Source organism: Nocardia gipuzkoensis (genome assembly GCF_021183645.1).
Taxonomy (GTDB): Bacteria; Actinomycetota; Actinomycetes; order Mycobacteriales; family Mycobacteriaceae; genus Nocardia; species Nocardia abscessus.
The window spans coordinates 1169963-1191336 of record NZ_CP089225.1 but is presented as its reverse complement, the minus strand read 5'-3'; the positions used below and the strand labels follow the sequence as shown (position 1 = coordinate 1191336).

The following is a 21374-nucleotide window of genomic DNA, read 5'->3' as shown; positions in this document are numbered from 1 at the left end:
GAACGCCTCCCGCGGAAGCTCGAAGCTCCCGCGGAAGGCGTCCGACGCGCTCAGGCCTGCAGGCCGACCTCCACCTCGAGGGTGAGTGTGATCTTGTCGCCGATCACCGCGCCGCCGTCGGGCAGCGGCATGTCGATGGTGATGCCGAAATCGCGGCGGTTGATCACGGTCTTGGCCTCGAAGCCCGCGACCGGCCCATGGCCCATGCCGGGGTTCACGCCGAGGAATTCCACCTCCAGCGAGACCGGCTTGGTGACGCCGCGGATGGTGAATTCGCCGTCCACCACGAAGTCCTCGCCGTTCACCCGGAATCCGGTGGACTTGAACGTGGCCACCGGGAACTGCTCGGCCTGGAAGAAGTCCGCGGTGCGCAGGTGCGCGTCGCGCTGTTCGTTGTCGGTGGTGACCGAGTCGACCCGGATCTCGGCTTCGGCCGAGGCGCTGCCGTCCTCGCCGATGACCAGTTTGCCGGAGAAGTCGGTGAAGCGGCCGCGCACCTTGCTGACCATCAGGTGGCGTACCGAGAAGCCGAGCGTGGAGTGGGCGGGGTCGATGGCCCAGGTGCCCGCGGTCAGAGCGTTGGTGGTTCCGGTCGACATGATGTTCTCCTTGATAGTTGAGATTTAAACTAGTTCGGTACGGAGCGGTCGGGGGTAATTCGGGGAGAGATCAGTGAGTGCCGAGCAGCTGTGCGAACGGTACCGGGTCGTCGTACGGATCGGTGGCACGCGGTCGCGGCGTGTTGGTCAGCATGGCGGCGAATTCCGCTGCGGCACGGCCTATTCGGGTGCTCAGCCCGCCCTCCGCCGCGGAGGCCCAGTCCTCGGACGCCGCGTAGACGGCAGTCGGCGCGACCACCGCGTGCAGGTAGCTGAACATCGGACGCAGTGCGTGCTCCAAGGCGAGGGAATGGCGCGCCGAGCCGCCGGTCGCGCCGAGCAGCACGGGCATCCCGGTCAGCGAATCCGGCTCCAGGACGTCGAAGAACGTCTTGAACAGGCCACTGTAGGAGGCGTTGAAGATCGGCGTGACGGCGATCAAACCGTCGGCGGCGGTCACGGCATCGATTGTCGCGCGTAGGTCGTCGGCCGCGAACCCGGTCAGCAGATTGTCGGTCAGATCGCGGGCGTGGTTGCGTACGTCCACGACGTCGACTGTCACCTCGCCGCCGGTCGCGGTCAGCGCCGCGCCGGTGGCGGCGGCGAGGCGATCGGCGAGCAACCGGGTCGACGAAGGCTGCGACAGGCCCGCGGAGACGACGGCGATGCGGGTCATCGGGTCGCCTCCACCGCTGTCTCGCGGGCGGCCACCAGGCTGGCGTGCGTCGGCGCGTCCGGAACGTGCGCCGGGCGCAGCGCCGCGAATTCCTTGCGCAGCACCGGGACCACCTCTTCACCGAGCAGGTCCAGTTGCTCCAGCACGGTCTTCAGCGGAAGGCCCGCGTGATCCATCAGGAACAGCTGGCGCTGGTAGTCGCCGAACGACTCGCGGAAGGTGAGCGTCTTGTCGATGACCTCCTGCGGGCTGCCCACGGTGAGCGGGGTCTGCTCGGTGAACTCCTCCAGCGACGGGCCGTGGCCGTACACCGGCGCGTTGTCGAAGTACGGCCGGAACTCGCGCACGGCGTCCTGGGAGTTCTTGCGCATGAACACCTGTCCGCCCAGCCCGACGATCGCCTGGTAGGCCGAGCCGTGGCCGTAGTGCTCGTAGCGCTGCCGATACAGCGCGATCAACCGCTGGAAGTGCTCTTTCGGCCAGAAGATGTTGTTGGCGAAGAATCCGTCACCGTAGTAGGCGGCCTGCTCGGCGATCTCGGGGCTGCGGATCGAGCCGTGCCAGACGAACGGCGGTACGTCGTCCAGCGGTCGTGGCGTGGAGGTGAACGACTGCAACGGCGTGCGGAACTTGCCCTCCCAGTCGACCACTTCTTCGCGCCAGAGCCGGTGCAGCAGGTGGTAGTTCTCGATCGCCAGCGGGATGCCGTCGCGAATGTCCTTGCCGAACCAGGGGTAGACCGGCCCGGTGTTACCGCGGCCCAGCATCAGGTCCACGCGCCCCTCGGCGAGGTGCTGCAGCATCGCGAAGTCCTCGGCGATCTTCACCGGGTCGTTCGTGGTGATCAGCGTCGTCGCGGTGGAGAGCTGGAGCCGCTCGGTCCGCGCCGCGATATAGCCGAGCATGGTGGTGGGTGACGACGGCACGAACGGCCGGTTGTGGTGCTCGCCGGTGGCGAACACGTCCAGCCCGACCTCTTCGGCCTTGCGCGCGATCGTCACCATGGCGGTGATGCGCTCGTGCTCACTCGGCGTCCGGCCGGTCGTGGGGTCGGTCGTCACATCACCGACCGTGAAAATTCCGAACTGCACGACGCCTCCTTCGTTCTCAGTCTGGCTCAATTTGGTGGATATGGCAACCAAAGGAACCGGGCGGGGTGCGCGGGTATTCCCGGGGTGGCGGTGTGGCGTCGGTTACGCCAGGTATTCCGCCAGCCAGGTGCGGGTGAGCTCGCGCGTGACCTGGGCGCCTGCGTCGAGTTCAGTGGTGCCGAAGGCGTGGTCGAGAAAGGGGAGTTCGACGTAGCGGTGCGGGATGCGCGCGGTCGCGAGCGCGGCGGCGTAGGCGGCGGTGTGCTCGGCGAGCACGAGATGATCGCCGGCGCCCTGGATCAGCAGCGTGGGCGGAGTGTTCCCGGTGACGTGCGCCGCGGAGCTGGTCGCGGCGTAGCGCTCGGGGTGTTGCTCCGGCGTTCCGCCGAGGTACTGCCGGGCAGCGTCGACGCCGAGCGCGGTCTCGGTACCCGACGCGGCCAAATCGACCGCGGGGTACAGCGCGATGGCCGTGCGCACCTTCGGCAGCTCGGCGGTGCTGGCGCAGCTGGGCCGCAGGGTGCCCGCGTTGATCTTGTTCGCGACGTTGATCGCGAGATTGCCGCCCGCGGATTCGCCGAACGTGGCGACCCGCCGCATATCCCAGTTGTACCGCTGCGCGTTCGCCGCGGCCCAGGTCAGCGCGCAGGCGATATCGGCGTCCTGCGTGTCCCAGCGGTGGTGGTCGTCGTCGGAGAGGCGGTAGTCCACGTCGAGGACGGCGTATCCGTTGGCCGCCAGCCAGGTCGTGTAGGCGTCGGTGCCACGGCTGCCCGTGACGAAAGCTCCGCCGTGGATGCTCACCACCAGCGGGGCCGGTGCGGGTGCGGGCGCGGGCAGGTACAGATCCGCCTGGATCGGCTGCCCGTCCACGGTCCCGTACGTGACGGTCTCGTCGGGCGCGTCGCCGACCGTACTGAACGGGACGAGCGGGGCGAACGGAATCCAGACGCCCGCGGCGTCGCGCGCCGCGAACACCAGGGTCGTACTGGTCAGGACGGACAGGACCAGACCGGCGGCGGCCACGCCGGTCACCGTGCCCGCGAGGCGCCGTCCCCGCCCGCCGGTGCGGAACGCGATCAGCGCGAGTCCGGTCGCGAGCACGGCGAGCACCATGTTCCACGAGCCGAGGGCGTCGCGGACCGCGCCGAGCAGGAGCACGGCCGACTGGACGATCGCGTTGCGCAGCAGGGGCATCGACCAGGAAACCGGCGCGACCGCGAGCAGTTGGCTGAGCGCGAGATACCCGGCGAGCACTCCGGCGAGCGTCAGCAGCGCGACGCGAGCCGTTCGACGAGGGGACGCGGATTTTCCGGGTACGGTCACGTCCGCTCCTCGCTCGTCGGTCATCCGGGATCTCCGCTTTCGTGTCGGGGCTTGCCGATTCCAACATAGGGCCGCCTTCGTGCCCGCCGACTCCCGGTGGTGGTCCGTCCGGCCGGAATCGGGTAGCCGACTACGCGCGCTATCCGCCTGAGCCGTCCGCAGAATCGCCGCCACAAAGGGTTCGACCACCGGTTTCGAAGGGGGATCTGTATGGCTGGATATCGCGAGTGGTTGGCGCCTGCGCCGAATCCGGAGCCGCCGTTGGACAGTCGGCGGCGCGCTGAGGCGGAGCGCTCGGTGCGCGATCCGGCACCCGCTCGAGCGCTGACGTGCAAGCCGCGGCCGCACGCGGCATCCGCTCGGTCCAGTGCGGGGGTGCGCGGTGCGGTGCGCCGCGGTCACGCGTCGCAGGCGCCCACCGATGACGAGACACACTCGGCTGCTCGCCGGTTCGCCGAGTCGGCGGTGCGCATCGTCCTCGAGGTGCTCGACCGCAGGCGGCCCGTGCCGCAACTCGCCGTGGTCGCCGACGCCACGGTCGTGGCCGCGGTGCGCACGTTGATCGATACCGGTCTCGTGCCCGGTCGCGCCCTCGGCGCCGCGGTGCCGGCCCGGGTGAGCGTGGTTCTCGTGGACGCCAAGACCGCCGAGGTCGTCGCCGCGTACGGCCGTGGCGGGCGCCGTTTCGCCTTGGCGGCACGCATCGTGCGGACCCGCTCGGCAGGGTGGCGGATGACGGCGCTGCGTATCCGATGACAGCCTGGACGGTCAGCCGAGTCTGGCGGTCGGCCGAGTCTGGCGGTCGGCCGAGTCTGGCGGTCGGCCGAGCCGAACGGTCAGCCGCGCTGACGGATCGGCGGGCGATGCCGGACCAGTAGCCGTCGATAACGGTGCGCAGTACGCCGAGATCCGGCTCGCCCGTGCCGAATGCGACGAACAGCGGTGCGAAGCGCTCGGCGCGTGGATCGGCGAGCCGTGCCGCGGGCGCTTCGCTCACCGACGCGGGACGGCGGCGGCTCGGGTCGTGCCGGCCGAGCCGCCACCGTCCGCCGGGTGTCCGGCGATGTGCTCACTGTGCCCAGCGGGGCCGTCGCGGAAGTTTCGGGCGCGGTCGCGCGGCGGCGCGCTCGCTGACTCAGGCCTGCGATGCCAGCCAGTCGTGCATCCACGACAGCGCGGTCTGTCCGCCGTCGACGGGATAGCTGCCGTAGGCGGTGTGCGCCTGCGAGCGGTAGAACTCGTCGAACAGCCGAGCCCGTTCCTGGTTGGCCGATTCCGACAGCTGGCTCTGCAGCAGCGTGATGCCGCCGTTGGACATCAGATCACCGACGATGGCGCCCATTTCGAGCTGGTAGCGCCAGAGGTAGGCCGGATCGGGATGGGAGGTCTGGGCCAGGAAGCCCGCGAAGCGGGTCACGAAATCGTCCGCGGCCGTGGCGCAGTACAGATCGCCGATCGCGCAGATGGTGCGGGTCTGCGGAGTGACGAAGCCGAACCCGCCGATGCGGGGACCGCCCGCGCCCGCGCCGCCCACCGGCGGCCCGACCAGCGCGTCGGTGGGGGAGCGGCGCGGGTCGGAGATGAGTCCGACCGCGGCGATCCGGTGCGGCGGCACGACACCGAGACCGGTGCCGATCTCGGCGGCGAGATCACCGGCGGCGTCCGCGCCCTGGCTGTAGCCGAGCAGCGCGATTCTGGTCGCACCGCACTCCCTGCCCATCGCCGCGATCATGCCACGCGCGTTGTCGGTCGCCTCGCGCTTGGAGGCCCCGTATACCTCGCTCTCCCAGGGGAATGCGGTCGCGGCGTAACTGACGTAGTCCACGCGTGTCGAGGGCGGCAGGCCGCGGGTGACTCCGGCCAGCATCCCGGGTCCGGGACGCTCGCCGTCCAGTTGGTCGGAGGTCTCCCAGGTGCCCGGGATCGCCACCACGTACAGGCTCGGGCAATCCGGTGCGGCGACGGCGGGTCCGCTGCCCGGTCCCGCACACGACAGCGCCATCGCCGCGATACCGATGGCCGCCGAGATCAACTTCGATCGCATGGCGTTTGCTCCTGGTAGTCCACGCGCCGCAGGCGCTCCCCGGCAGGAATCGGCCTCCGCCGGCGCCGCGCGGTGGTCGAACCCGGCCCCGTCGAAGGCTGCATTGAGACTCGGTGGTCTCAAAGTGCAGCCAGGATAGCGACCATGTGGGAGACGGCACAATCAGAGGCGCAAGTGACGCGTGTCACAAGCGATTCGGCTACGGCGACGCCCGGTGATTGCTATCGATCCTGTGCGAGGAGAACTGTCATGGCCTCCGCCCACTGGTCGATGGTTGCCGTGGCGGCGCGCTCGGTGCTGCGCAGCGGGCGGGACATCGCGGTGCCGCGCAGTATCGCGATGGTGAGGTCGCGCACGGCCGGATAGCGCGGATGGCCGACGACGTCGGGACCGAACAGCGCATCCACCACCCGCCGCAAGTCGCGCCCGGCTTTTCGTTCGGCCGCGCGCAACGCTTCGGCAAGCGCGGGATCGGTCCGCGCGGCCGCCCACAGTTCGAACTCGGCTTGCGCCGCCGGCCGCGCCATCGACTCGTACAGCGCGGTCAAGGCGCGCACCAGGGGGTCGGTCCCGTCACCGAGCCCGGCCGCGATCTCTTGGACGGCCGCCTCGTTGCGTGCGACCAAATGGCTGACCAGTTCGGTGATCAATGCGCCGATGGTCGGGAAATGATGCAGCAGCGCCCCGCGGCTGACGCCCGCGGCACGCTGCACCGACAAGGTGGTCAGTGCCCGGTAGCCCTGCTCGGCCAGCAGGTCGGCGGCGGCGTCGAGGATGTGGGCGTGGGTCGCCCGTTTCCGCTCCGCGCGTACTCCGGCCATTCCGGCTCCCTCCGTCGGCGCGAGAATTTCACAGTCACTGTTGACTGTCAAATGGCGGGTGCGCCAGACTGCGGGGGACGGTTCCGGACCAGCGTCGAAGGGAAAGCGATGACCGACAGTGACATCCAGGCCGATGGCGGATCGGGCGCTTGGTATCGCAATTGGACCGAAACGGCGGACTCGCCGTGGGCCGGACGCCCCGAGCCGGACGGCGCCCGCGAGTACCGCACGCTGACCTACCAGCGGGACGGCCGCATCGCGCGCATCACCTTCGACCGGCCGGAGAAGGGCGACGCGATCACTCCCGACACACCGCACGATCTGGCGCACGCGGTCGAACGCGCCGATCTCGACCCGCGGGTGCACGTGATCCTGCTGTCCGGGCGCGGCAAGGGGTTCTGCGGCGGCTACGACCTGAGCATGTTCGCCGAGCAGGGTTTCGGGGTGGCGGGCGGTCCGGGCGACGTGGCGGGGACGGTCGTCGACCCGGTGGTGCAGGGCCGCAACCACGATCCGGCGCAGACCTGGGACCCGATGATCGACTACGCGATGATGAGCCGGTTCAACCGCGGTTTCGCCAGCCTGCTGCAGGCGAACAAGCCGACCGTGGTCAAGGTGCACGGCTTCGCCGTGGCGGGCGGCAGCGACATCGCCCTGTTCGCCGACCAGATCATCTGCGCCGACGACGCCAAGATCGGCTACCCGCCCACCCGGGTCTGGGGTGTGCCCGCGGCGGGCATGTGGGCCCATCGCCTCGGTGACCAGCGCGCCAAGCGACTGCTGTTCACCGGCGACTGCCTCACCGGAAAACAGGCGGTCGAATGGGGTCTGGCGATCGAGTCCTGGCCCGCCGACGAACTCGACGCGCGCACCGAGGAATTCGTCGCGCGGATCGCGCGCATGCCGATCAACCAGCTGATGATGGCCAAACTGGCGCTCAACTCGGCGCTGTACGCACAGGGAGTGGCCAACTCAGGCATGATCAGCACGGTCTTCGACGGCATCTCCCGGCACACCAGGGAGGGTTACGCCTTCCAGACGCGCGCCGCCACCGCCGGTTTCCGCGAGGCGGTCCGGGAACGCGACGAACCGTTCGGCGATCACAAACGCGGCCGGTCCTCGTAGCCCAGCCGCACATCGTGCGCGACCTCGCCGCCGCTCACCGTGACCTGGCTGGTCACCGGCGGGTAGCCGCGCGCGACGACCGTGTAGTCGCCTTCGGCGAGATCGGTGACGACATAACGCCCGTTCTCGTCGGTGCGCGTCGTGGCGGTCAGCACGCCCGCCGCGTCGAGCACGCTGATCTGCACGTCGGAGACCGCCCGGCCGGCGTCGGACCACGCCGACCCGGCCAGCACCGCCATCGGCGTGAGGTCGATGTCGTGGTGCAGCAGCCCGCTGTCCGGCACGGTCAGCGCGGTCGCGCTCGGACGCATGTGCTCGGCGACCGCGACCAAGGTGTACGTGCCGGGCACCACGCCATGGCACAGGTAGGCCCCGTCGGCCGCCGCGGTCGCCGACCCGACCACCTCGCCATCCAGGTCGGTCAGCGTGACGGTCGCGCCGGGCAGCGGCTCGCCGAGGGTGGCGGATCGGACCACGCCGGACAGCTCGCCGGAGCCGAGCAGGGTGATGTCGAATTGCAGCGGCCGGTCACCCACGGTGACGTTCACCGCGGTGGGCTGGTGCCCGGCGGCCGACACGATCAGCACGTAATTGCCCGCGTCCGGCGCGCTGACGAGGTAACCGCCGTCGCCGCCGCCGCTGGTCCGCGCGGCTTGCCGCCCATGGTGGTCGATCAAGGTGAGCGCGGCGGCGGGCACGGGGCGGCCGTCGGCACGATGGACGTAGCCGCCGAGCGATCGGCTTTCGTACTCGGTGTCGTCGAGGCTCGCCTTCGGCTCATGCCGGTAGCCGCCGTTGCCCGCGGGATCGCCCGCGGCGTGGCCGCTCGCGGCCGCGGCGAGCACCGGTTCCGGCTCCGACAGCGCCTGCGCGGCGCCCTCCCAGACCTGGTCGGCGTCCCAGTGTGATGCTTCGGCTTCGGCCTCGTCGGTCGGTGCCTGCGCCGGGACGTCTTGCAGCGGGATCTCTTTCATGAACATCAGCACCACGCAGGCCAGCAGCGCGACCCCGGCCGCCGCGTAGAAGACCCCGTGCATCGCGTCGGTGAAGCCGGTGAGGATAGGGATCCTCACCTCGTCGGGCAGCGTCGCGATACCGCTGGTGTTGGACTGGATGCCGCTGAGCTGGTCGGGGCCGAACCCGGGCGGCAGCGCGCCGCCGAACGCGTCGATGATCCGGTGCGGCAGCAGATTGAACAGAATGGTCAGGAACACCGCGACGCCGAGCGTGCCGCCCATCTGCCGGAAGAACGTGGCCGACGCGGTGGACACGCCCATGTCCGAGCGGGGTCCGGCGTTCTGCGCGGCGATGATCAGCGTCTGCATGCAACAGCCGAGCCCGAGCCCGACCACCGCGCCGTAGACGAGGGGTTGCCACAGTGGGCTGTCGTAGCGCACCTGGGCGTACAGCAGCGCGCCCACCGCGACGATGAACGTGCCCGCCACCGGAAGGATCTTGTAGCGGCCCGTCTGCTTGGTGATCCGCCCTGCCACCTGCGAGCCGACCGTGATGCCGAGCACCAAGGGCAGCATGAGCAGACCGGCCTTCGTCGGCGAGTAGCCGCGCACGACTTGGAAGTACTGCGGGACCATGGTGATAGCGCCGAACATCGCGACACCGACGATGAATCCGCCCGCGATGGTGACGCTGAACGTCGAGTTCTCGAACAGGCGCAACGGGATCAGCGCCGAGTCCTTCATCAGGAACTCGACCAGCACGAACAGCAGCAACCCCGCCGCCCCGATGCCGTAGCACAGCAGCGACCGCTCCGAGGACCATCCCCAGTGGCGTCCCTGTTCGGCGACGATCAGCAGCGGCACGACGCAGAGCGTCAGTGTCAGTGCGCCCAGCCAGTCGATCCGGTGGTTCTGGCGTTGGTGCGGCACGTTGAGCACCTTGGCCACCACGAGCAGGGCCAGCACGCCCACCGGGACGTTCACCAGGAACACCCACCGCCAGCCTTCGATGCCGCCCAGTTCTTCGTAGTCGGAGAAGAAGCCGCCGAGCACCGGGCCGAGCACGGTCGCCGTGCCGAAGACCATCATGAAATAGCCCTGATAGCGCACCCGTTCCCGCACCGGGACGATATCGCCGATGATGGTGAAAGCCAACGACATCAGTCCGCCCGCGCCCAGGCCCTGGAACGCGCGGAACGCGGCGAGCTGGTACATCGAGGTGGCGAAGGTACACGCCACCGAACCGATGACGAACAGCCCGATCGCGGTGAGGTAGAACGGCTTGCGGCCGTAGATGTCGGCCAATTTGCCGTACAGCGGCGTGGTGATCGTCGCGGTGATCAGGTAGGCGGTGGTCGCCCAGGCCTGTTCGTCGAAGCCGTGCAGGCTGTTGGCGATCTTGACGATCGCGACGCTGACGATGTTCTGGTCGAGGGCGGCCAGGAACATGCCGAGCAGCAGCCCGGACAGGATGGTCAGGATCTGCCGGTGGGACAGTGACGTGTCCGCGCCTGCGTCCGGGTTCCGCGGAGCCCGGGTGGTGGAATTCGTCATGGATGAGCCCTATTTCGGATCGGCTTGATGTCGGGGAGTGGTCTCTATTCCTGCGGTGAGCCGGTCGAGCAGAACGGTCAAGGTGTCGCGGTCGGCGGCGGGCCAGTCGGCCAGGATGTCGGCCAGCCATCGGTTGCGCAGCGCGCGGTTCTCCTCGAAGACGCGCACGCCCTCCTCGGTGGCCGCGAGCACGCACGCGCGTCCGTCGACCGGGTCGGTGCGGCGCTCCACCAGGCCGTGCGCCACGAGCGATCTGCTCTGCCTGCTGATGGTGGACGCCTCGGCGTGCAGCAACTCGGCGAGCCTGCCCGCGCGCTGTGGTCCCTCGTGCACCAGGCAGAACAGCACGGCGTAGGCGAGTCGCTCCAGCCCTTCCGGCCCGGGCCGGGCCGGTTGCCACTTCGACCGATTGATCGCGCGCAGGAAACGGACCATCCGCTGACCGAGTTCGTCGGCGGCCGCGAGGTCGGCCGCCGACGCGCGGCGCTCGCGAGCGGTTGCGGACATGACACTCACCTCGACGTTCCCCACCGGCAGATTAGTTAGCAACCTCAACTAGTTGCTTTCGGCAACGATACATCTGGTTTGCCGACGATCTGCGAGGTGGGCCGGTCCGGTGCGCGTTGCTACCGTCGATGGCGTGTCCGAGTCGCTTGTTCGCTTTCCGGCCGCGCTGCCGTCCGATTGCCGATGGGAGCCGGTCCGCGGCGGGGAGTCCGGCGCCGACGTGTTCCGGTCCGCCGACGGATCCCGCTACGCCAAATGCGTCGGCCCCGGCCTGGTCGCTGCCCTCGCGCTGGAGCGCGACAAGATCACCTGGCTCGACGGCCGGGATATTCCCGGTCCTCGGGTGCTGGACTGGCGGGCCGGCGACGAGGGCGCCTGCCTGGTCACCGGTGCGGTCCCCGGCGTCGCCGCCGACGCCGTCTCCGCGCAGACTCTTTCCCAGGCGTGGGAATCCATCGTGGACGCGGTGCGCCGCCTGCACGATGTGCCGGTCGCGGAGTGCCCGTTCGACCGGGGCCTGGCACGGATGTTCGCGATCGCCCAGGACGTCGTCGTCCGAGGTGCGGTCCATCCCGAGTTCCTCTCTGCGGAGCAGCAGGACACTCCACCCACCGTCCTGCTCACCAGGCTGGCCACCGAGCTCGAGCCGAGGATGACGCAGGAACTCGCCGAAGCCGTGGTGTGCCACGGCGATCTGTGCCTGCCCAACATCATCCTCGACCCGGACACGGACACCGTCGCCGGTTTCGTCGACCTCGGCCGCCTCGGCATCGCCGATCCGTACGCCGATATCGCTCTGCTGCTGGCCAATTCCCGGGAGTCATGGCAGGACGAACGGCGCGCCGAACGCGCCGACCGGATCTTCGCCGATCGCTACGGCATCGATCTGGACGCCGCGCGTCAGCGTTTCTTCCTCCACTTGGATCCGCTGACCTGGGGTTAGCCGGTCGCCGCAGGCTCCAGGTTGCCCGCCTGCCGGTGCGACCGAACCGCACCGACCGCCCGGTCCTGATCAGCGGGTTTTCGGCGCTGTGCGTGGCTCATCCTTGCCTGTTGAGCATTCGACCGACAAAATCCAGGGAGATATGCAATGTTGTTATTGCGCAACGGCATTGAGAGGGAACCCACGGTGGCCGAGTAGGCACCGTAAAAGGGGGTGCGGCGAGATCATGTCGTCGAACAGGTCCGAGCACAACGGACTGCTGCGCGCCCGGCCGGGCCGTGACCGGCGCGAACGCGTGCCCACCTGGCCCGGAATGCTCTCCGCCCAAGAACCGCCGCCCCGTTTGCGCGGGGACCGGCATCGGGCGCCTCGCTCCCGGCGTCGCGCTCGGCGCGGGCCACGCCGCGCCTGGCTGGTCGGCGGTGTCGGTGTGGCCGCCTCGCTCGCCGCCGCCGCGTTGGTCCTCGTCTACACGGACGCGGCCTCCGCCCCACGGCAATCGGCCACCGTGGCGGACCCGGTACTCGGCGGCGGCCCCGGTTGCGAGCCGACCCGCGGCGAACAGTTGGTGCGCGGCAACGGAACCGGCTCGACAGCCTCGGGACCGGATGTGATCCTGGCGTTCCAGCACGCCTATTACGTGACCCGCTCGGGAGCGGTCGCACGATCGCTGACGGTGTCGGACGCCGCGGTGCCACCGGTCGCCGTGATCGACGCGGGCATCGCCTCCGTCCCGGCGGGAACCCAGCATTGCGTCATGATCACGCCGATGCTCGACGGACGCTACGACGTGGTCATCACCGAGCTGCGGCCCGACTCCGCCAACCGCACCTACCGTCAGTTCGTCACCGTGGCCGACACCGGCGGCGAATCGACCATCGTCAAGATCGCGCCGCCGAACTGAGGCTCGTCGGATTGCTCTTGGGCTGCCCTACTCGAGCCCGGCGACTTTCCGGCAGCGCCAGTCCAGGTAGTTGATCAGCATCCAGAAGTCCTTGAACGCCGGGTTGGTGGTCTGCCCGTGGTGGTAGCGGTAGTAGATCTGCTGGGCGATCACCGCGAGCCGGAACAGCCCGAACACCTCGTAGAACGGCCAGTTCTCGGCGGAGCGGCCGGTGCGCGCGCAGTAGTGGTCGACGATCTGCGCGCGGGTGAGCATGCCGGGCAGGTGACTCGGCTGACGGCGGGCAGCCCGCATGGTCTCGTCGTCGTCGGCCTGTACCCAGTACGCCAGCGCCCCACCGAGATCCATCAGCGGATCGCCCAGTGTCGCCATCTCCCAGTCGAGCACGCCGACGATCGCGCCCGAGCCCGACGGGTCGAGCACCAGATTGTCGAGCCGGAAGTCGTTGTGGATGACGGTGGTGGCCACGTCCGCGGGCCGGTTGGCCTCGAGCCAGGCCATCACCGCGGCGAAATCGCTGACATTGTCGGTGCGGGCGTCCACGAAGCGCCGCGACCAGCCCGCGACCTGGCGGCCGACATAGCCGGTGCCCTTGCCGATTTCGTTGAGCCCCGCCGCGACCGGGTCGACCTCGTGCAGTTCGATCAGGCAGTCGAAAGCCGTGGTGGACAAACGCCGAGCCTGGTCGGGCGACAGACTCGTCCCCTCCGGCAGATCGCCACGCAGGATCGTGCCCGCCACCCGCTCCATCACGTAGAACTCGCTGCCGATCACACCGGGATCGGCGCAGCGAGCCACCATCCGGGGAACGTAGCGATAGTGCGGACGCAACCGCTGCTGCACCAGGTACTCCCGGCCCATATCGTGCGCGGAAGCCGCCTTCTTGCCGCCGGGCGGGCGGCGCAGGATCAAGTCGCGATCCGGGTAGCGCAGCAGATACGTGAGATTGGATGCGCCACCGGAGAATTGGCGTACCTCGGGCGGCTCGCTCAGACCGGGCACCTGGTCGGCGAGCCAGGCGTGCACGGCGGCGACGTCGAAGGCGTCCTCGGCGCGGACGGCGGTGGCCTCCGCGGCGCTCACCGGTCGGTTCCGTATTTGCGGAGTTCCTGACGGGCGATCACGCCGAGATGCACCTCGTCGGGGCCGTCGGCGAAGCGCAGCGAGCGAATGCCCGCGAACGCGCGTGCCAGCGGGAAGTCGTCGGAAAGCCCGGCGCCGCCGTGCAGTTGCATCGCCATGTCGAGCACCTCTTGGGTCATCCTCGGCACGACCGCTTTGATCTGGGAGACCTCGCTGCGCGCGCCGGCCAGGCCCTTGGTGTCCAGCAGCCAGGCGGTGTGCAGGACGAGCAGCCTGGCCTGATCGATCGCGACGCGGGCGTTCGCGATGCGCTCCCGGTTTCCGCCGAGGTTGGCCAGCGGCTTGCCGAACGCGGTGCGCGAAAGACTGCGGCGGCAAGCCAATTCGAGCGCGCGCTCAGCCAGGCCGATGGCGCGCATGCAGTGGTGGATGCGGCCGGGGCCGAGGCGGCCCTGCGCGATCTCGAAGCCACGTCCCGGCCCGGCGATCACGGCGTCCAGCGGAAGCCGCACATCGGTGAAGGTGACCTCGCCGTGGCCGAAGGGCTCGTCCAGATAGCCGAAGGTGGTGAGCATCCGTTCGACCCGCACGCCGGGTGTGTCCACCGGCACCAGCACCATGGAGTGGCGCTGGTACGGGTGCGCTTGCGGGTCGGTGAGGCCCATGAAGATGACGAACGCGCAGTTCGGATGGCCGATGCCGGTGCTCCACCATTTGCGGCCGTTGAGCACGATCTCCTCGCCGTCCACCACGGCGGTCGCGGCCATATTGGTCGCGTCCGAGGACGCGACCTCGGGTTCGGTCATGCAGAACGCCGAGCGGATCTCGCCGTCCAGCAGCGGCCGCAGCCACTGCTGCCGCTGCTGGGTGCTGCCGTAGTGCAGCAGGACCTCGGCGTTGCCGGTGTCGGGGGCGTTGCAGTTGAACACCTCCGGCGCCCAGCCGGAAGCGCCCATCGCCTCGGCCATCGGCGCGTACTCGACATTGCTCAGGCCGGCGCCGAGTTCCGGATCGGGCAGGAAGAGATTCCACAGGCCCGCCGCCCGCGCCTTCTGCTTGAGCTCTTCGACCACCGGCGGGACCGCCCAGGGCGATTCCCGCAGGAAGGCGGCGTGCTCCTCGTCGCGCGGCTCGATCTCGTCGCGCACGAACTGCCGCACCTGATCGGTGAGGCGGACGGCTCGGTCGGAATGCGTGAAGTCCATACCCATCCTCGAGGCTCGCTGAGCATTGCTCAACTTCCGGTCGAGTCATTGGTAGCATATTATTGAGCATTGCTCAATAGAGGAGGGTGGATGACCGAGGTTGCCGCGGAGCCCGGCGGCCGCCGCTCGGCGGACGACCGGCGCCGACAATTGATCGGCATCGGCCTCGGCATGTTGATCGACCGCCCCTGGCACCAGATCACCGTCGACGCGGTCGCGCAGCAGGCGGGCATCTCACGCGGCCTGCTCTTCCACTACTTCCCGACCAAGCAGGAGTACTACGCGCAGCTCGTCCGGGCCGCGTCGCAGCGGTTCCTGCGCGCCACCGGCCCCGATCCGGATGCCACGGACCCGCTCGCGTCGATGATCGCGAACTTCGTGAGCTACATGCGCAGGCGCAGTGGCCCCCTGGTGGGTCTGCTCCGCGCCGCGGGGCAGGACCCGGTGCTCGAGGCGATCATGGAGCAGATGCACGACGAACTCACCCACCGGGTGTTCGCCGCTCTCGGCGGGCCCGCGCCGTCGACCGCCGAGCGCCTGGTGGTGCGCTCGTGGTGGGCGATGGCGGAGGATCTCACCGTGCAGTGGCTGTCGCGCGACGACGTCGATCAGGACGGGCTGGGCCGACTGCTGTTCGGCACGTTGTCCCGGGTGCTCGACGCGGTGCGGGACGAACAGGCCGGTCGCCTCTGACCGGTTCGCTCTTGTCCGAGAGTTACCCGCGGACGCGATATCCGCGATTCGGATGGAATTCGCCGGAATGGCCATGGCCGATGGGCTGCTGCGCGGCGGCAGAAGAAGTGCTCGCGACCGGCGGAAATCACGCCGGGCCGCGTGTGTCGTCCGCGGCGCGCCGAATAGTTCCGTGAGATGGCAAATGAACAGTTTCGCCAGTAGCGGTGGATCGACTATGAATGAAACGTGCCGTTGCCATTCGTGATCACTTGTCTGCCATCGACTCTCCCGTGCGGGGAGCGCTGATGGTCATCGAACATCCCATCGAGGACGAGGTTACACAGCTGGCGAGGCGGGTCGAGAAGGCCCGTGGACGGCTCGCCTACCAGTTCGATCCCGCGCTCACCGAGGCGCTGTCGGAGGACGAACTGCATGCCGAACGTGAGCTCGCCGAACGGATTCGCACCCAGGAGCGCGGACAGCGCTGGAAAGAGGCGCAGGCCGCCGCCGCGGCATCCGACCGCGCAAGGCAGACCACCGAAGCGATCGAGAAGGCCGACATGCGAGATCTCCTCCTCGCCCGCAAGGCGATTGCCGCGCAGCGACGCGAATCCAGCCCGCACGCGAAACTGGCCTCGCTCTACCGGCATCGGTCCTGGTCGCTGCGCGCGCTGGCCGGTGTCGTCGCGGCGGGCATGCTGTGGTCGGCGGTCAACGTCCAGCAGAACATCGCGCCCGGCGGGGCGACCGATCCGCTGTACTGGTTCAGCTACCTGCTCGAAGGCATGATCAGCGTCTGCCTGATCATCATCATGATCGGCACCAACAAGGTCGCCGAATGGGGTGTGGTCGACAACCGCCGTCAGGTCGCGGCGGCCGAGGTCGCCCTGCTGGCGCTGACCGTCAGCCTCAACACCTATCCGTATCTGCGCACGGGCGCGTGGTACGACGCGGCCGTGCACGCTATCGCCCCGGTGATGATCGGTGTCGCGCTGCTCATCCATGACGCCGCGAGTGCCCGTTACGGTCTCGCCATCGCCAGGGCCACCGAGCAGGTTCGCGACCTGCCGGACCCGGCCGAGCAGATCCGGCTCACCCTGCCCAGGTACCGGATGCCGGTTGCTCCGGAGGCGCCCGCCGTCCCGCGCGAATACGTCGAGCACGAGCCGCAGCCCGTCGTTGCGGCCGCCCCGGTGGAGGTCATCGAGCAGGAAGTGGCGGAGGTTGCCGAAACCGACGGCGTATCGCAGGATTCCGACGAACAGCCCACGGTCGCGGTGCAAGCCGAGCAGAAGCGGACTCCGGTCGAGACGCCGCGCAAGCCGGTGCTGCCCGAGTCCATCGAAGACCTCGACGCGATGGAGGTCGTCGCGGCGCGTCCCAGCGCGACGGTGAAGGTCAAGGACCTGGACACCACGATCGCCGCCAAGACCGGCGCGTCCGCCACCAACGGACACAAGCCTCTGGCGAGCGAGCCCGTAGCGCCCGCGCCGGTTTCGTCGGTCAAGGCCGACGAGCGACCGGTCACGCGAGTGCCCGCCGAAGAACCCGCCGCGGCGAAGGTGGTCGTGCGGGAGACGGCTCCGGCCAAGCCGCGCACTCCGGTGGCCGAGGCCGAGGTTCCGACGGCCGAGATCCCGGCGGTCACCCGACGCCCGCTCGCCGACGTCAAGAGCGACAGCCCGGCGCCGGAGTCCAAGAACGGCAAGGACATCGCCAAGCCCGACATCGCGCAGCCGCCGACGGCCCGCACGCCGGACATCTACGACACCGGTTCGTTCCGCGTCGCCGACATCCTCGAACAGGAACTCGCCGAACTGCAGGCCGAACGCCGCCGCGCCCGCACCAGCAGGCAGCGCTCCGCCTCGACCGCGGGCCGCGAGTCCTAGCGAGCCGCGTTTCATCGACGATGCCCGTCAGCGCATTACGCGCCGACGGGCATTGCCGTTTCTCGGGGTACCGTTGCCGTGCGGACCTCTGGCACGACGCGACCGCGACGACGATCTTCGCAAGGGCTGCCTCGGAGACAGGTTCCGGCGCTGCGCCCCTTCGCCGCACCGGAACCCGACTGCTGAGAGCAGATCCGCCCAGGGCAGCGCCGGGCCGGTTTCGTGCCGGGGATGCGGCACCGTGGGGTCATGGCTCACGATGACAAGACCCCGATGTTCAGCTGGCGGGCTCGGGAGCAGCTGCTCAGCCGCCGGATAGTCGTGCTGGACGGCGCGCTCGACGACGACAACGGCACGCTGCTGATGACCCAATTGCTCACCCTCGCCGCCGAAGACCCCGAGGCGGGCGTCTCCCTGTGGATACATTCGCCTGGTGGCTCGGTTCCGTCGATGCTCGCCATCCGCGACGTGATGCGGCTGGTTCCGTGTGAAGTTTCCACGCTCGCCCTCGGATTGGCTTGCAGCGCGGGTCAGTTCCTCTTGTCGTCGGGGAGCAAGGGCCGGCGTTTCGCGTTGCCGCACGCCCGGGTGTTGATGCACCAGGGGTCGGCGGGTATCGGCGGCACCGCCGTCGACGTCGAGGTCCAGGCCGACGACCTGCGCTACACCGTGGACACGGTGCTCGGCATCATCGCCGAGGACACGGGTCAGCCGTTCGACCGGATCTACGAGGATTCGCTGCACGATCGCTGGTTCACCGCGGCGCAAGCCAAGGAGTACGGCTTCATCGACCACATCGTCGACTCGTTCGGGCAGATCGTCCCGCAACGCCAGCGGATCGGGATCTCGGCATGAGCGGTCAGGACTGGAGGCGGCAGCGGAGCGTGACCCCGCAAGGCCCCGCTCATGCCGGAAACGGATACAGCATGAGCGGGCAGGACTGGAGGCGGCAGCGGAGCGTGACCCCGCAAGGCCCCGCTCATGCCGGAAACGGATACAGCATGAGCGGGCAGGACTGGAGGCGGCAGGGGAGCGTGACCCCGCAAGGCCCCGCTCATGCCGGAAACGGATACAGCATGAGCACCTACACCATCCCCAATGTGATCGCGCAGCATCCGCGCGGCGGCGAGCGGATCACCGACATCTACTCCCACCTGCTCGCCGAGCGGATCGTCTACCTCGGCACGCCGATCGACTCGGGCGTCGCCAACGCGCTCATCGCGCAATTGCTGCACCTGGAATCGGAGAGCCCGGAACAGGAGATCAACCTCTACATCAACTGCGAGGGCGGCGATCTGTCCTCGATGCTGGCCGTGTACGACACCATGCAGCACATCCAGTCGCCCGTGCAGACCACCTGCGTCGGCCAGGCGATCGCGGTCGGGGCGGTGTTGCTGGCCGGTGGCGAGCCCGGCCGACGCGCCCTGCTGCCGCACGCCAGGGTGGTGCTGCACCAACCCGCCGCGCGCGGGCAGGGAACGATCCCCGATCTGATCCTGCAGGCCGACGAGTTGGTGCGGATGCGAGCGGAGATCGAGTCGATCCTGTCGCGGCACACCGGGCAAACGGTGGAGCGGCTACGGCGCGACACCGACCGCGACCGGGTCTTCACCGCGTCGGCCGCGGTCGAGTACGGCCTCGTCGACCAGGTCCTGGGGCGGCGTGACTGACGCGGCGACATCCGCCTTCGCTCCGGCCATGCGCGGCCTGCGCCCGGCTAGGCCGCCAGCAACATGAGCGTGGGCCCGGTGCCGGAGCGCGGCGCCGACCGTTGCAGGAAGGCGACCCGGCGCCGGGCGCGGAGTTCATCCGCCACCTGACCGGTGATCTCGCCCAGCGTGGTGCCGAGAGACCCGGCCAGGGCGGCGATCATCTCGCTGGACGGCTCCTTGCGTCCACGCTCCACCTCCGAGAGGTACTGCGGGGAAATGCCTGCGCGCCGGGCTGTTTCGACCAGCGTCTCGCTCCGGTCCTGCCGCAGCGTGCGCAATTGTTCGCCGAGCACCTCGCGCCAGAGGGGTTCCGGGGGCAGCTGCGGTTCCGGCTGCCGAGGCCGGTCGTCGCGTCCACCGGGGATCGAGTGAAGTCTCGGGTGCTCGGTCATGGTCCGAGCGTACGATCCCGGGCCGCCGGTCTGCCCGCCATTACGCTCTGGGCGTACGAGCGGGCGTTTCCGGCGCGGGAGTGCAGGGGTTCGGCGTGGTCACCGCCGCGATCGGGCCGGACCGAGGATGATGGGGAACCGTGCCCGAGAATACGAAGGTCTCCGATCTCAAGCCCCGCAGCCGCGACGTCACCGACGGCCTGGAGAAGTCCGCTGCCCGCGGCATGCTGCGCGCGGTCGGCATGGGCGACGAGGACTGGGAGAAGCCGCAGATCGGCGTGGCCTCCTCGTGGAACGAGATCACTCCCTGCAACCTGTCGCTGGACCGGCTGGCCAGAGGGTGTAAGGACGGCGTCTTCGCCGGTGGCGGTTTTCCCATGCAGTTCGGCACCATCTCGGTGTCCGACGGCATCTCCATGGGGCACGAGGGGATGCACTTCTCCCTCGTCTCGCGCGAGGTGATCGCCGACAGCGTCGAGACGGTGATGCAGGCCGAGCGGCTCGACGGTTCGGTGCTGCTGGCCGGGTGCGACAAGTCGCTGCCCGGGATGCTGATGGCCGCGGCCCGGCTGGATCTGGCGAGTGTGTTCTTGTACGCGGGGTCGATCCTGCCCGGCATCGCCAAGCTCTCCGACGGCAGCGAACGCGAGGTGACGATCATCGATGCGTTCGAAGCGGTCGGCGCCTGCTCCCGCGGCCTGATGAGCCGTGCCGACGTCGACGCCATCGAGCGGGCGATCTGTCCCGGCGAGGGCGCCTGCGGCGGCATGTACACCGCCAACACCATGGCCAGCGCGGCGGAGGCGCTGGGCATGTCGCTCCCCGGCAGCGCGGCGCCGCCCGCGACCGACCGTCGTCGTGACGGTTACGCGCGCCGCAGCGGTGCGGCCGTGGTCGAGTTGATCCGGCAGGGGATCACCGCATCCGACATCCTCACCAAACCCGCCTTCGAGAACGCCATCGCCGTCGTCATGGCATTCGGCGGCTCCACCAACGCCGTGCTGCATCTGCTCGCCATCGCGCACGAGGCGAAGGTCGACCTGAGCCTGGACGATTTCGCCCGCATCGGTCGCCGGGTGCCGCACCTCGCCGACGTCAAACCCTTCGGCAAGCACGTGATGACCGATGTGGACCGGATCGGCGGCGTGCCCGTCATGATGAAGGCGTTGCTCGACGCCGGTTTGCTGCACGGCGACTGCCTGACCGTGACGGGAAAAACGGTGGCGGAGAACCTGGCCGACATCACCCCGCCGGATCCCGACGGCAAGGTGATCCGGGCGATGGCGTCGCCGATCCATCCGACCGGCGGCATCACCATCCTCACCGGCTCGCTCGCGCCCGATGGCGCGGTCGTCAAGTCGGCAGGCTTCGAGTCCGACGTCTTCACCGGCACGGCACGGGTTTTCGACCGGGAACGCCTGGCGATGGACGCTCTCGAGGACGGCACTATCGCGGCGGGCGACGTGGTCGTCATCCGGTACGAGGGCCCGAAAGGCGGTCCCGGTATGCGCGAGATGCTGGCCATCACCGCCGCTATCAAAGGCGCGGGTCTCGGCAAAGACGTCCTGCTGCTCACCGACGGGCGGTTCTCCGGCGGCACGACGGGTCTGTGTGTCGGGCACGTCGCACCGGAAGCCGTCGACGGCGGCCCGATCGCGTTCGTGCGCGACGGTGATCGCATCCGCCTCGAGGTCGCCGCGGGCACCCTGGACCTGCTGGTCGACGCCGACGAACTCGCTCGCCGCCGCGAGGGCTGGAAACCCCTGCCGCCCCGCTACACCCGTGGCGTCCTGGCCAAGTACACGAAACTGGTGGGCTCGGCATCGATCGGGGCAGTCTGCGACTGACGGCCGCGTCGTGGCCGAGCGCTAG

At 69.3% G+C, this 21374-nt stretch carries 20 protein-coding genes; 9 read left to right on the top strand and 11 right to left on the bottom strand.

Translation table 11 applies throughout. The annotated features are described in order from the left end of the window. Positions 1–50: 50 nt before the first annotated feature. The 4 genes from LTT66_RS05485 to LTT66_RS05470 all read right to left on the bottom strand — a co-directional run bounded on the left by LTT66_RS05485 (position 51) and on the right by LTT66_RS05470 (position 3692). Complete coding sequence (locus LTT66_RS05485) at positions 51–599, bottom strand: YceI family protein (RefSeq protein ID WP_233064756.1); 549 nt, start codon at positions 597–599, stop codon at positions 51–53. A 70-nt stretch (positions 600–669) separates the two neighbouring features. Next, positions 670–1275 (bottom strand): FMN reductase, encoded by a 606-nt coding sequence (locus tag LTT66_RS05480; protein WP_233064747.1) that lies wholly within the window; start codon positions 1273–1275, stop codon positions 670–672. Then, on the bottom strand, positions 1272–2366 hold the full coding sequence (locus LTT66_RS05475) for an LLM class flavin-dependent oxidoreductase (RefSeq protein WP_233064745.1): 1095 nt from the start codon (positions 2364–2366) through the stop codon (positions 1272–1274). Before LTT66_RS05475 ends, LTT66_RS05480 begins: the two co-directional genes overlap by 4 nt. A gap of 102 nt (positions 2367–2468) precedes the next feature. Beyond that, entirely contained in the window at positions 2469–3692 is a 1224-nt protein-coding gene (locus LTT66_RS05470) for an alpha/beta hydrolase (protein ID WP_233064743.1), read from the bottom strand. A gap of 210 nt (positions 3693–3902) precedes the next feature. Here LTT66_RS05470 and LTT66_RS05465 point away from each other — a divergent pair, with 210 nt between their 5' ends. Beyond that, on the top strand, positions 3903–4448 hold the full coding sequence (locus LTT66_RS05465; protein ID WP_233064741.1) for an Rv3235 family protein: 546 nt from the start codon (positions 3903–3905) through the stop codon (positions 4446–4448). 379 nt (positions 4449–4827) lie between these two features. Here the strand turns inward: LTT66_RS05465 and LTT66_RS05460 are convergent, their stop codons facing one another. Further along, positions 4828–5736: a cutinase family protein gene (locus tag LTT66_RS05460; protein WP_408638747.1), complete on the bottom strand. Its 909-nt coding sequence runs from the start codon at positions 5734–5736 to the stop codon at positions 4828–4830. A 221-nt stretch (positions 5737–5957) separates the two neighbouring features. Continuing rightward, positions 5958–6557, bottom strand: coding sequence for a TetR/AcrR family transcriptional regulator (locus LTT66_RS05455; protein ID WP_233064731.1), 600 nt, complete (start codon positions 6555–6557; stop codon positions 5958–5960). Positions 6558–6665: 108 nt separating this feature from the next. Between LTT66_RS05455 and LTT66_RS05450 the strand changes: the two genes are divergently transcribed. After that, positions 6666–7682, top strand: a complete 1017-nt coding sequence (locus LTT66_RS05450; protein WP_233064729.1) for a crotonase/enoyl-CoA hydratase family protein — start codon at positions 6666–6668, stop codon at positions 7680–7682. On the opposite strand, the gene LTT66_RS05445 is transcribed toward LTT66_RS05450, so the two are convergent. Together LTT66_RS05445 and LTT66_RS05440 are read right to left on the bottom strand one after the other, a co-directional pair. Beyond that, positions 7658–10192 carry an MFS transporter gene (locus tag LTT66_RS05445; protein ID WP_233064726.1) on the bottom strand — a complete coding sequence of 845 codons (2535 nt, stop codon included), beginning with the start codon at positions 10190–10192 and terminating at the stop codon, positions 7658–7660. The two genes, LTT66_RS05450 and LTT66_RS05445, sit on opposite strands and share 25 nt — an antisense overlap. Before the next feature lie 9 nt (positions 10193–10201). Next, positions 10202–10699, bottom strand: coding sequence for a MarR family winged helix-turn-helix transcriptional regulator (locus tag LTT66_RS05440; protein ID WP_233064718.1), 498 nt, complete (start codon positions 10697–10699; stop codon positions 10202–10204). Positions 10700–10832: 133 nt separating this feature from the next. Here LTT66_RS05440 and LTT66_RS05435 point away from each other — a divergent pair, with 133 nt between their 5' ends. After that, positions 10833–11642 (top strand): APH(3'') family aminoglycoside O-phosphotransferase, encoded by an 810-nt coding sequence (locus LTT66_RS05435; RefSeq protein WP_233064695.1) that lies wholly within the window; start codon positions 10833–10835, stop codon positions 11640–11642. A gap of 226 nt (positions 11643–11868) precedes the next feature. Next, positions 11869–12546: a hypothetical protein gene (locus tag LTT66_RS05430; RefSeq protein ID WP_233064693.1), complete on the top strand. Its 678-nt coding sequence runs from the start codon at positions 11869–11871 to the stop codon at positions 12544–12546. A 27-nt stretch (positions 12547–12573) separates the two neighbouring features. Here the strand turns inward: LTT66_RS05430 and LTT66_RS05425 are convergent, their stop codons facing one another. Then, positions 12574–13629 carry a phosphotransferase family protein gene (locus LTT66_RS05425; protein ID WP_233064691.1) on the bottom strand — a complete coding sequence of 352 codons (1056 nt, stop codon included), beginning with the start codon at positions 13627–13629 and terminating at the stop codon, positions 12574–12576. After that, entirely contained in the window at positions 13626–14834 is a 1209-nt protein-coding gene (locus LTT66_RS05420; RefSeq protein ID WP_195065566.1) for an acyl-CoA dehydrogenase family protein, read from the bottom strand. Before LTT66_RS05420 ends, LTT66_RS05425 begins: the two co-directional genes overlap by 4 nt. 90 nt (positions 14835–14924) lie before the next feature. Between LTT66_RS05420 and LTT66_RS05415 the strand changes: the two genes are divergently transcribed. The 4 genes from LTT66_RS05415 to LTT66_RS05400 all read left to right on the top strand — a co-directional run bounded on the left by LTT66_RS05415 (position 14925) and on the right by LTT66_RS05400 (position 19068). After that, the gene (locus LTT66_RS05415; protein WP_233064689.1) at positions 14925–15527 is read left to right on the top strand and encodes a TetR/AcrR family transcriptional regulator; all 603 of its coding nucleotides are present in this window, start codon (positions 14925–14927) and stop codon (positions 15525–15527) included. A 287-nt stretch (positions 15528–15814) separates the two neighbouring features. Then, on the top strand, positions 15815–17398 hold the full coding sequence (locus LTT66_RS05410; protein ID WP_233064687.1) for a hypothetical protein: 1584 nt from the start codon (positions 15815–15817) through the stop codon (positions 17396–17398). A gap of 249 nt (positions 17399–17647) precedes the next feature. Next, positions 17648–18253: a ClpP family protease gene (locus LTT66_RS05405; protein ID WP_233064685.1), complete on the top strand. Its 606-nt coding sequence runs from the start codon at positions 17648–17650 to the stop codon at positions 18251–18253. Positions 18254–18474: 221 nt separating this feature from the next. Further along, complete coding sequence (locus LTT66_RS05400; RefSeq protein WP_043688379.1) at positions 18475–19068, top strand: ClpP family protease; 594 nt, start codon at positions 18475–18477, stop codon at positions 19066–19068. Between the two features lie 47 nt (positions 19069–19115). Here the strand turns inward: LTT66_RS05400 and LTT66_RS05395 are convergent, their stop codons facing one another. After that, the gene (locus LTT66_RS05395; RefSeq protein ID WP_233064682.1) at positions 19116–19502 is read right to left on the bottom strand and encodes a helix-turn-helix domain-containing protein; all 387 of its coding nucleotides are present in this window, start codon (positions 19500–19502) and stop codon (positions 19116–19118) included. 140 nt (positions 19503–19642) lie between these two features. Between LTT66_RS05395 and ilvD the strand changes: the two genes are divergently transcribed. Beyond that, a complete protein-coding gene (gene ilvD, locus LTT66_RS05390) occupies positions 19643–21349 on the top strand; it encodes a dihydroxy-acid dehydratase (protein ID WP_233064680.1) in 1707 nt (568 codons plus the stop codon). Positions 21350–21374: the final 25 nt, after the last annotated feature.

Excerpts from the sequence above, each read along its gene's own strand:
- LTT66_RS05455 (WP_233064731.1), bottom strand. The coding sequence starts at position 6,557 with ATGGCCGGAGTACGCGCGGAGCGGAAACGGGCGACCCACGCCCACATC.
- LTT66_RS05445 (WP_233064726.1), bottom strand. The coding sequence starts at position 10,192 with ATGACGAATTCCACCACCCGGGCTCCGCGGAACCCGGACGCAGGCGCG.
- LTT66_RS05460 (WP_408638747.1), bottom strand. The coding sequence starts at position 5,736 with ATGCGATCGAAGTTGATCTCGGCGGCCATCGGTATCGCGGCGATGGCG.
- LTT66_RS05410 (WP_233064687.1), top strand. The coding sequence starts at position 15,815 with ATGGTCATCGAACATCCCATCGAGGACGAGGTTACACAGCTGGCGAGG.
- LTT66_RS05405 (WP_233064685.1), top strand. The coding sequence starts at position 17,648 with ATGGCTCACGATGACAAGACCCCGATGTTCAGCTGGCGGGCTCGGGAG.
- LTT66_RS05465 (WP_233064741.1), top strand. The coding sequence starts at position 3,903 with ATGGCTGGATATCGCGAGTGGTTGGCGCCTGCGCCGAATCCGGAGCCG.
- LTT66_RS05400 (WP_043688379.1), top strand. The coding sequence starts at position 18,475 with ATGAGCACCTACACCATCCCCAATGTGATCGCGCAGCATCCGCGCGGC.
- LTT66_RS05420 (WP_195065566.1), bottom strand. The coding sequence starts at position 14,834 with ATGGACTTCACGCATTCCGACCGAGCCGTCCGCCTCACCGATCAGGTG.
- LTT66_RS05480 (WP_233064747.1), bottom strand. The coding sequence starts at position 1,275 with ATGACCCGCATCGCCGTCGTCTCCGCGGGCCTGTCGCAGCCTTCGTCG.
- LTT66_RS05440 (WP_233064718.1), bottom strand. The coding sequence starts at position 10,699 with ATGTCCGCAACCGCTCGCGAGCGCCGCGCGTCGGCGGCCGACCTCGCG.
- LTT66_RS05395 (WP_233064682.1), bottom strand. The coding sequence starts at position 19,502 with ATGACCGAGCACCCGAGACTTCACTCGATCCCCGGTGGACGCGACGAC.
- LTT66_RS05415 (WP_233064689.1), top strand. The coding sequence starts at position 14,925 with ATGACCGAGGTTGCCGCGGAGCCCGGCGGCCGCCGCTCGGCGGACGAC.
- LTT66_RS05430 (WP_233064693.1), top strand. The coding sequence starts at position 11,869 with ATGTCGTCGAACAGGTCCGAGCACAACGGACTGCTGCGCGCCCGGCCG.
- LTT66_RS05450 (WP_233064729.1), top strand. The coding sequence starts at position 6,666 with ATGACCGACAGTGACATCCAGGCCGATGGCGGATCGGGCGCTTGGTAT.
- LTT66_RS05485 (WP_233064756.1), bottom strand. The coding sequence starts at position 599 with ATGTCGACCGGAACCACCAACGCTCTGACCGCGGGCACCTGGGCCATC.